Raw genomic sequence first — 9,695 nt, 5'->3', positions numbered from 1 at the left:
CCGTGAGAAAAGTGCTAGAAACACTTTTGTTTCTAGCACTCGGGAGTTTTGAAACTTTAGGTTCAAAACTAAGTCATGGAACTTCGTAGAAGTTCACTGACGTCCGTACTCACCTAAGGAAAGTTTCTATGATGACGTTAGTCTTCAATCTAAAAACTCCGGTTTCCCGGAGCTTTTAGATTGAAATTTCACCGTTCTTTGATCATCTTCGTTGCGATCTCCAAGAGTTCGACTCCCATCTGAAAGTGCTCGTCTAATAAATCATAAACGGCATCTTCGGACAAGACACCACAAGGAAGATCTGCCGGAAAGTCAGCTTGATTGGACAAGTCCAAATCATCAAAATAGGCCTGACTACTATAATAATCGCGCAGTTGGATATAGCTTTCTTGATGCTCTCTTAGTCGATCCACTGCTTTTTTTGTATCTTCCAAAGTCTTAGCATAGTCATTCAAATAGCCTTCCATTCTTTGAATCCGTTCGATGTTTTCCTGTGCAATTGCCATGATTTACTCCACTTTCACCACTTCTAGATGGGGACCACCTAGAAGCACGAGGTATTTTTCTACTTGCTCTTTGCCATAAGAACGACGAAGAGCTTCTGCATAGAGATCGAGCTGATCTCGGTAGCGTTCGACCAATTGGCTAGGGACCTTGTAGTGATCTGTCTTGTAGTCAAAGAGCAGAATCCGATCTTCTAGCACGATATACCCATCCAAGATCCCCCGCACGACAAAGTCCTCTCCACTTGCAGGATCTTTCTTCAGCATGGCAAAGGGTGCTTCGCGCCGGACTCGAGAGGCCTCTTTTTGAAGCAAGGTCCCCAAAGGTGTCTCATAGAAAGCAAGGATGGCCTCTAGCTTGATGCGGGCTTTGACCGCTGGCTCCGCTTGAACTTGCTCCAAGGCTTGATGCAGCGTCTCTAGCGTGATTTCTTCTTCAAGAGGCACGCGCTGCATGAGTTCATGGACAGCACTACCGACTTGGGCTCCTGTCACAGCTTTTTCTTGACCAAAAGTTGGCAGCTCAAAGTCAGGCGAAACAAGCTTTGCATCCATGATCTGGACGCCATTGGCATCCATGACTGGCTCGTAGAATTTCTTGATCTGACTAGGAGTACGTACACTTGGTAAATGAATGGCTGGAGCATAGAGCTGATTGAGCCGATCAACATTTTCCAAGATATCCAAGGCCCGACGAATATCCTCGGACTGACGGACATCCTTGAGCTGATCCATGCGGGAATCCTTCTCCTTCTCTAGCGGTTCCAGCTGGTCTGGTGTCAGGTCTTCGTCTGTCACAAAACGCGTGTCATAGGCCAGAGTATTCTTGGTAAACACATCTTGAATGGCAAAGAGCCAGTCCTGATAAGAGGTCCATTCTTTTCGCTTCTCTGGATCTAGCTTGCCATTGCGACTGGTCCCCCAATCGGTATCACGCAGTTTGTCCTCTCGGCCTTTTCCGACCAGATAGAGCTTGAGCTCAGCCCGTGTCATGGCGACATAAAGAAGACGCATCTGCTCAGAAATTGTGGCCAGTTTTGTTTCTTCCACATTGCGTTGGTAGCAAGGCGTTTCGATCTGCAGACGAATAGTCTCTGGAGCAGCTGGATTTTCTGTCTCAACCGGCAAGTTCGCAATGTATTTAAAGCCAATCCCTTTTTGGCGACTGAGGATAATCGGCCCCGATTGATCCTTACGGTTAAAGGCCTTGTCCATATTGAGAATAAAGACATACTTGAATTCCAGCCCCTTACTCTTATGGACGGTCATGAGCTGGACGGCATCTTTTGGTGCTGCAAGGGGGACGCTAGCCAAATCGTGTTCATTTTCGATCACCTTGTCGATCATGGCAATGAAGCGCGACAAACCCTTAAAGCTGGCTTTTTCATAATCATTGGCCCGAAGCGTCAAGGCATAGAGGTTGGCCTGGCGCTGGGCCCCATTTGGAAGGGCGCCAACATAGTCATAGTAATAGCGATCCTCATAAATTTTCCAAAGCAAATCATAGAGCGAAGAGGTCTTGGCAGCAGCCCGCCAAGTAGATAAAACTTTGAGGAAGTTCTTGATTTTAGCTGAAAGCTTGGCATCGATCAACCGCGCCTGCTCTGCAGTTTTCTCAAGGGCTAACTGGACCTTGTGGTAGAAGGCCACTTGTTTTTGTTCTGGAAGCGTCTGCAAGGAAATCCGTGCCAATTCATCTTCATCAAAGTCAAACATGGGTGATTTCATGAGAGCAACTAATGGATAATCATGCAAGGGATTGTTAATGGTCCGCAAGGTATCCAACATGACCATCACTTCCAGTGACTCAAGATAATGCGCCTGTCCACTATCTGCCACAATCGGGATACGATACTGGTCAAAGGCTTCCAGAATCGCGTCATTTCGCGTTCGAGTCGCCGTTAAGAGCGTGATCTCTTTAAAAGGCACTTTTTCCACCCGATGGAGGCGTAAAATTTCTTTGATGACTAGGAGAATTTCTCCCTTGGAAACCGTCTCGAGTCCAGAAGCAGCTTCCTCGTCTTCGGTCTTTTCTTCCTGGTCTTGGGAGCCATCATAGAGCAAAAATTCTGCCCGATGTTGTGGCAAGGCCATCCGCTGCTTGTCACTTCCTGCAACCAGATAATGGGTTTGATTGTAGTCAATCTCGCCCACCTCTTCGTCCATCAAATGGCGAAAGACATTATTGGTCGCGTCCAATACCTCCACATGACTCCGGAAATTTTCCTTGAGGAGGATCAAACGCCCTTTTGCCCCTTCTTCCTGGTAGGTCTTAAATTTATCATTGAAAATCTGTGGATCTGCCTGACGGAAGCGGTAAATCGATTGCTTGATATCCCCCACCATGAAGCGATTGTGGCCATTTGACAGCAAATCCAACATCCGCTCTTGAGTATGGTTGGTATCCTGGTACTCATCGACCATGACCTCATGATAGCGCTCTTGAAAGGCTTGTCTCACCTCTGGGAATTGCTCTAAAATTTGAATCGCAAAATGACTGATATCCCCAAATTCATAAGCTTTTTCTTGGATTTTTCGCTCCAGATAAGCGCGAGCAAAGTCTCTGATAAAGTCCCGAAGCAAGGATAGCATGGGGCCTTCTTCTTGGTGAAAGGTTTGTTGAAATTCCAGCTGATAGAGGTGATTTTCCAAGTCTCTAAGGCGATTGATATGTATGGTTTTATCCTGGTTATAAGCCGTGACTAGGTCTTTTAGCTCTTCCTTCCGGGCTCTATTGGTCAAGGCTCCCCCATTTGAAGCCCGGCTAATCGCCACGACTGACTTTAGGACAGAGGTCAGTTGTTCTTTATTGGTGGGACCTGTCAGGCTTCCAATCTGATCGAGCACCTCTTCTACAGCTTCCAAATACTTTGCCTTGCCAAATGCTTGGCCTTCATTGGACAAATGGAAGGCAAAAAAGTTCTCTGCCTCATAAAGGGCTTGTTGGATGCTCTCCATCAACTCGCCTTCAAGCTGATCAAAATCGGTTTCTTCATAGCCCTTTAGGAAATGCTCTTCCAGCCATTTTTCCGGATCACTGGTCGACTGAAGGAAGTCATAGATCTGGTAGACCTGCTCTTTAAACAAGGACAAATTTTTGCGTTGGCCTGTGAAATTCTTGACCATCTGGACAAAGGCTTCTTGGTTTTCCCCCTGGTAATAGCGGTCAAAAACAGCTTGAAAGACTTCATTTTGTAAGAGGCGCTGCTCACTGGCATTTTGTAAAATGCGAAACTGAGGTGCCAACCCAAGCAAATAACCATAGCGTGTTAAGACCTTTTGGGTAAAAGAGTCCATAGTTCCGATATCGCTGGTGGCGACATCTGCGATTTGACGGGCCAGGTGTTGCTTGAGCTCTGGGTCATCGCTCGCTTGCAGGGCTTTTCCAAGTTCACTTTCCAAACGCTCCTTGAGCTCCCCTGCTGCCTTGACCGTAAAGGTCGAGATAAAGAGCTCCTTAATCGAGATGCCTCGCTGCATCTGATCCAGTATCCGCTGCACCATGACAAAGGTCTTTCCTGATCCAGCAGAGGCCGACACCAGGATATTGGTACCCGAACTATAGATGGCATCGATCTGTTCTGGTGTCCGCTTTTGCTCTTTGGTAGAAGCTACCTCTTGGGCCTGAAGGGCCTTGATTTCTTTTCTTGTCAAAAATGCTTGTTTGATCATTTGTTCAAGACCTCCTTCATCTTCTCGATCCAAGCGGCTTTCACCTTTTCACCGCGTATTCCTTTTTGGTCTAGTTTGGTCAAGAACCGTGCCTGACCGAGGTGACGATCCGCTTCAAATCCTGTGATGGATTTAAACTGCTCCACAAATGGTGCGATATTGCGCCCATTTTCACTATAGGGATTGATGGCAAATTTCCCCTTGAGGATCCCTTCTGCTGCTGTTTTATAGAGATAAGCGTTGTACAAGAGAAGTAAATCCAGCTCTTCCTTACTCAGCATCATGGCCTTGTTCTTATCATAATCCTCGCCTAGATAAGGGGCCTGATCTGCCATAAAGAGCCCCTTGTACTGTTGACTTTTCATGGTTTGGTTGATGGCATCATCGACCGTCTTTGTCTTTTTCAGATCCACTATGGGATCTCCCATTTCCAAATACATGGCTCCAAAAATCCCTTGCTCCTCTTGGTATTCCTTCAAATCCTGAATCGCAGAGAGATAGGTCGGCAATTGAGAATTCAGTCCATTAAAGAACTTGTCATAGTGGAACTGCGTCAGACTAGACTTGTAGTCCACGACTCCGAGGGCTCCCCGATCCCTCAATTGATCAATGCGATCCACCTTGCCTCGTAGCTGCAGGAGACGGCCATCGGACAATGGATAAGAGGTATGGGTGCTTCCGCCAAAGAGGGTCTCCTCACCAATGGTCTCGATCCCATTTTGCTGGGCGAGGACACGCCCCGTCGTTTTCGCGGTATCAAGAAGCAAGTTGCGAATAAACTTGGTCTCTCCACTTTCTCCATACAATTGCTGGAACTCTGCTTCTTGGCTGGTTTCTCGAATCGCCTCGTTTAACCGCCGATCAAACGCTTGATCGGAGCAATCTTTTAAGACTTTTTCAAAGATCCGGTGCAAGAAATTCCCATGACTGCGGGCATCTGGCCGGATGGTTTCGTCTTCTTGTAGGCCCAAAACATAGCGCAGATAAAAGGCATACTGGTGCTTGTAGTATTCATTCAAGGCAGAAGCGGATAAGGTCAAGGCTTTGCCCTCTGGATAGAGCGCTTGAAGCGTATCCGACTGAAGCTGACGGCTCTTTAATTCCGTTGAAATCTGAGGAATCTGGATGCCTTCAGTAGCTAATTTCTTGCGCAAGACCCGTACCGCCACACCCCAAAAGCTGGCTTCTTCAGGAGACAGCTCACTCGTAATCTCTTCTTGAAGGAGTTCGATCACGCGTGCTAAGAGGGCTCGGTAGGTCCCAATATCATCACTCGAAGCTTGGGCTTGTTTGGTCGTCCACTCGATGGCAATGGGCTCCTTGGCCAATTCTACAAGGTAAGGAGAGACACTATCTTCCATTTCATTAACCAAGCTAGGGGCCGATAGAACCAGTTGGTTGGTCGCCGCATTGAGGAGCGAAACTGCCACAAAGCGATTCTTCTTAAGATTTTCGCTGGTCACCACCTGGAGCTCTGCTCCTTCTTGGGTGGCCTCATTGAGCTGCTGGCGCTCTTCTTCACTGAGCAGAGAGGTGTTCTGAGCGATCTTTGGAAAACGCTCCTGGGTCAGCCCGATCGCGTAGACATAAGGCGCTGTCAAGGGTTCAATCAAGTCATAGGACTGAACGGTCACCACATCGACCGTAGCAGGAATTGTCCGGTATTGAGACAATTGCATCCCCGATAAGAGGAGGGCCAAAAAGTCATCTCCGGTCAGCTCTTGGTCCTCAAAGACCAGGTTCAACTCCTCTAAAACATGGAGAAAGGCCTTCCAGACCTGGTCATAGCGCTCCTGCTCCTCCAAGGCTAGATCCTTGATCAAAGCTTGTAGATTCTGAGAAAGCTGGGCCTCTTGCAGAAACTCTGTAAAGGCGGTTAAGAGTTGGGTCACCTTTTGTTTGCGCTGTGAAAAGAAAGGGACTAGAGGTTCGACGACGCGTTCCCGGAAAGTATTGAGTTCTTCCAGATTAAACTTACCCTGACGATTGCTAGTAAAAGGCTTGTGAAATTTTGTAGCACCCTTTACTTCCGCAAAGCGAAGGTATTGCTCAAAAGCATCGACTTCTGCTTGCGTCAGATCACTATACAGACCCGTTTTTAACAGATTGATGACGTCTTCTGTCTGGTAATTGAACTGCTTGATCCGGCCTAGTGATTCAATGACCTGAATCAAGGGATGGTGGACCATGGCCTCACTTCGTCCCAAGTAAAAGGGGATCTGATACTGGTCAAAAATGGTCTTGAGCTGCAGTTGATAAGCTTCTACATCGCCTAACAAGACCCGAATATCCCGATAGCGTGCCCCATCATGAAGACGCTGACGGATGGATTTAGCAACAAATTCCAACTCTTCTTTTTGCGTATTGGTTTGCCAGAGTTGGACAGCTGTTCGATCTTGGTCCTCCAGCTCATTTTCCACTTGTGAAAAATCGTAGCGCGCTTCTAGCATGCGGGTAATGCGACTAAAGGAGTCTTCGATCGCTTGCCCACAATACTGTGGCTGTACCTCAAATGTCTTTGCCAGCTGGAGCAGAAAGTCAACACTGGCCTGGTAAAGATTGCCCTCTCTAAAGCTTGCCCGATAGGCTTTTTCACTGGCATAGACCCCGATGACAATCTCCACTCCTTTTCGATGAAGGAGACTAATCAAAGCCTCTTCTTCAGCAGAAAAACGCGTGAAGCCATCAACGACGATCGCCACATCCTGTAATTGCTCCTCTAAGTGCCCTTCTTCGACCTGATTGAGGAAAAAGGCAATCTTGGACTGGGATTCATACCGGTGCTGGACCAGCATCTCAGAGACCGCTTCAAAAATCGCTAAGAGGTCCTCTCTTTTTTCAGCTTCCTCGAGCAATTCCAAATCTGTAAAATCCATCTGGGCTGTCTGCAATTCATGATAGAGCTGGACCAGTTGCTGGATAAACTGAGGATCCTTACGCAGAGCCCCGTAAACTTTAAGATCCTGCTCCTTCATCTGGGAAAGAGCTTTAAAAAATAGCATGCCTAGACCGATATCATCCAAGGGTTGCTCCTCAAAGACCTGGTTCAGGATGAAATAACGGGCCATTTGGGCAAAGCGCGTGATGGTAATGGCAAAAGAAGCCTGACCTTCTAAATAAGACAAGACCTTGGCTTCTTTTTCAAAGGAAAGAGAGTTGGGTGCAATGTAAAACACACGCTTGCCCTGTTCTACTAACCCTACGGCTTCTTGTGTCAGGACATGGGTCAAGGGGGTCCGAACATCCGTATAGAGTAATTTCATCCGATCCGTTCTCCTTTTGGCATTTTCTTGAGAGCTTGTTATCTTCTTATTATATCATTTTCACAGGAGGGACTAAAGCAAGAAGTCATGCTCCTCTAGGCCTAATTTTAGGAGATTTGTGCTACAATAAAAGCTGAAGAGACAGAAAGGATACCACCTATGACTAGCATCTATGATTTTTCTTTAGAAAACCAACAAGGAGAGGAGATTCCCCTTTCCCACTACCAAGGTAAGGTCCTCATCGTGGTCAATACAGCAACAGGCTGTGGCTTGACCCCGCAATACCAAGGACTGCAAGATCTCTACCTGCGCTACCAGGAAAAAGGGCTTGAAATCCTAGACATTCCCTGTAACCAATTCATGGGGCAGGCACCAGGAACTTCAGAAGAAATCAATAGCTTCTGTAGCCTCAACTACCAGACCACCTTCCCACGATTCGCCAAAGCCACGGTCAATGGTAAAGAAGCCCTTCCTCTCTATGACTGGCTCAAAAGCCAAGCAGCTGGGCCACTGGGCAAACGCATCGAATGGAACTTCGCAAAATTTGTCATCGACCGACAAGGCCAAGTCGCCCAACGCTTCTCCTCCAAAACAGAACCAGCTGCCATGGAAGACTTGATCCAAGAATTGCTTGAAAAATAAGCAAAAAAAGGAAAGAATGATGTTTGAATAAACGACATTCTTTCCTTTTTCTTATTGTATTCATCTATTCAGTCCAATCTTCAAGAAGGTTGTTTGTTTGACTAAACTTTTAATTGAACCAATAAGAGATCGTTACTTTTCACTTCCCTCTTTCTCACTACTGTGTTTTTCTTTATACTTATCGGAATCCTTCGTAAAGAGTTTCTGGGGTAAATCAACCAACCAATCAAAAAGACGGTCGCCTATAAATTGAATAGCTAGAAGAATTGCAGTTGCCACTATAAAGCATAAAATGATGTAATTATCAACATTTGCCATTTTTTTAGCCTCCCTATTTTCATACCACTATCATTGTCTATTCATCTTGAGTGTTTTCTGATATCTTAGTTAATAATGCATCTATAATAGCAGGTGAGACTTTTCTCTCTTTTAAAGAATACATCCCCTTAGGCTCAAAATGCATTTCCATATTTAATAGTTGTTTCCCATTTAGAAAGATCATACTACTAAAGGAACTTTGTACCGTAGTATCATGCTGATCATAGATAAAACTTCCGTTATCTATCTTTGGATCTATATAAGGAATATAATAGATTGCAGTTCTACTAGAAGCTGATTTTTTCACCGCTGGAAGTTCGTTTTGTTGGTAAAAAGATGAATTTAAATAAGTATCTAATAATTCTTGAGCTTGTCCAGAATTCTGGATATGAAATTTTACTTCCCCTCGATTATACGCACCCAATATTTCAATACCTGTATGGTCATATACATAAGCTTTGAAATTCAAGCCACCAACTTGTTTGTTATCTTTATCGAAAAATACATATGTAACAGATACGCTTTTTTCGGAATCATCATAATCCCAAACACCTTCATCATTTAGTTTAACACTAGTCACACCGTATTGCGACATAACCTCTTCCAAATCTTTATCAGACAGTATCTTCTCTAGCTGATCTGCTGTTGTGAATCTAAGGTTGTCTTCTTCACTATCGCTACTAGTTTCTGAGCTCATAGAATCGCTAGTACTAGGACTACTACTCTTTGAAACAATCGTTTTTGAACAAGCACCTAAGCAAGCTAGTAGTAAAAAACCAACACCTATTTTTTTCAGTTTTTTAAATTCCATTCGTTTCCCTTTTTATTTATGCAAACTTCCTAAACTCTTTATTCAATAGGGATTGAATAAAGCGTGTAACGACAATAAATCTACCCATTTATAAATAACAATCGTTTATCAACATAAAATTACGCTTTTATTCTACCATCTTGTCTTATCTTTGAAAAGCTTTTTTGGAGAAATATTCTACAATTATAGACCTTCTGACACTTATATATGACTGAGATAGTTATTTTTTTCTATAGCCAATTTGAAAGCCCAATTCACGCTTGCTACAGACTTGATCCAAGAATTGCTTAAGGAATAAGCAAAAGGCCTGAGAGTGAAGTCAGGATTTTTGATGAATGACTATTTATTTTTTTAGAATGTTGACAAATTGTTTTTTACTTAAAACAACCTAAGTGATGTAGAAAAATAAAAACTGATAGATACTCATAGGCTCATTCAAACATACATTGAAACTTTCCGCCGTGAGAAAAGTTTTAGAAACACGAT

The 9,695-nt window shown here is 44.7% G+C and carries 6 protein-coding genes; 1 reads left to right on the top strand and 5 read right to left on the bottom strand.

The window, feature by feature from the left end; translation table 11 throughout:
* Positions 1 to 188: 188 nt before the first annotated feature.
* From SPADD19_RS02290 to rexB, 3 genes are read right to left on the bottom strand one after another with little or no spacing between them, the layout of a single operon-like run.
* Positions 189 to 506 (bottom strand): DUF4298 domain-containing protein, encoded by a 318-nt coding sequence (locus SPADD19_RS02290; protein WP_061455094.1) that lies wholly within the window; start codon positions 504 to 506, stop codon positions 189 to 191.
* A gap of 3 nt (positions 507 to 509) precedes the next feature.
* Positions 510 to 4,175, bottom strand: coding sequence for a helicase-exonuclease AddAB subunit AddA (gene addA, locus SPADD19_RS02285; protein WP_061455258.1), 3,666 nt, complete (start codon positions 4,173 to 4,175; stop codon positions 510 to 512).
* A complete protein-coding gene (gene rexB, locus SPADD19_RS02280) occupies positions 4,172 to 7,438 on the bottom strand; it encodes an ATP-dependent nuclease subunit B (RefSeq protein WP_049498433.1) in 3,267 nt (1,088 codons plus the stop codon). The genes addA and rexB overlap by 4 nt, the downstream gene beginning before the upstream one ends.
* A 159-nt stretch (positions 7,439 to 7,597) precedes the next feature.
* Here rexB and SPADD19_RS02275 point away from each other — a divergent pair, with 159 nt between their 5' ends.
* The gene (locus tag SPADD19_RS02275) at positions 7,598 to 8,080 is read left to right on the top strand and encodes a glutathione peroxidase (RefSeq protein ID WP_003014860.1); all 483 of its coding nucleotides are present in this window, start codon (positions 7,598 to 7,600) and stop codon (positions 8,078 to 8,080) included.
* A gap of 132 nt (positions 8,081 to 8,212) precedes the next feature.
* On the opposite strand, the gene SPADD19_RS02270 is transcribed toward SPADD19_RS02275, so the two are convergent.
* Together SPADD19_RS02270 and SPADD19_RS02265 are read right to left on the bottom strand one after the other, a co-directional pair.
* Positions 8,213 to 8,398 carry a hypothetical protein gene (locus SPADD19_RS02270; protein ID WP_013903824.1) on the bottom strand — a complete coding sequence of 62 codons (186 nt, stop codon included), beginning with the start codon at positions 8,396 to 8,398 and terminating at the stop codon, positions 8,213 to 8,215.
* Between the two features lie 37 nt (positions 8,399 to 8,435).
* The gene (locus SPADD19_RS02265) at positions 8,436 to 9,209 is read right to left on the bottom strand and encodes a hypothetical protein (protein ID WP_003014869.1); all 774 of its coding nucleotides are present in this window, start codon (positions 9,207 to 9,209) and stop codon (positions 8,436 to 8,438) included.
* Positions 9,210 to 9,695 lie beyond the last annotated feature (486 nt).

Source organism: Streptococcus parasanguinis, from assembly GCF_001578955.1.
GTDB classification, from domain to species: Bacteria; Bacillota; Bacilli; order Lactobacillales; family Streptococcaceae; genus Streptococcus; species Streptococcus parasanguinis_U.
Note: the sequence above shows the minus strand (reverse complement) of the source record. Positions and strands in the feature narration are given on the sequence as shown.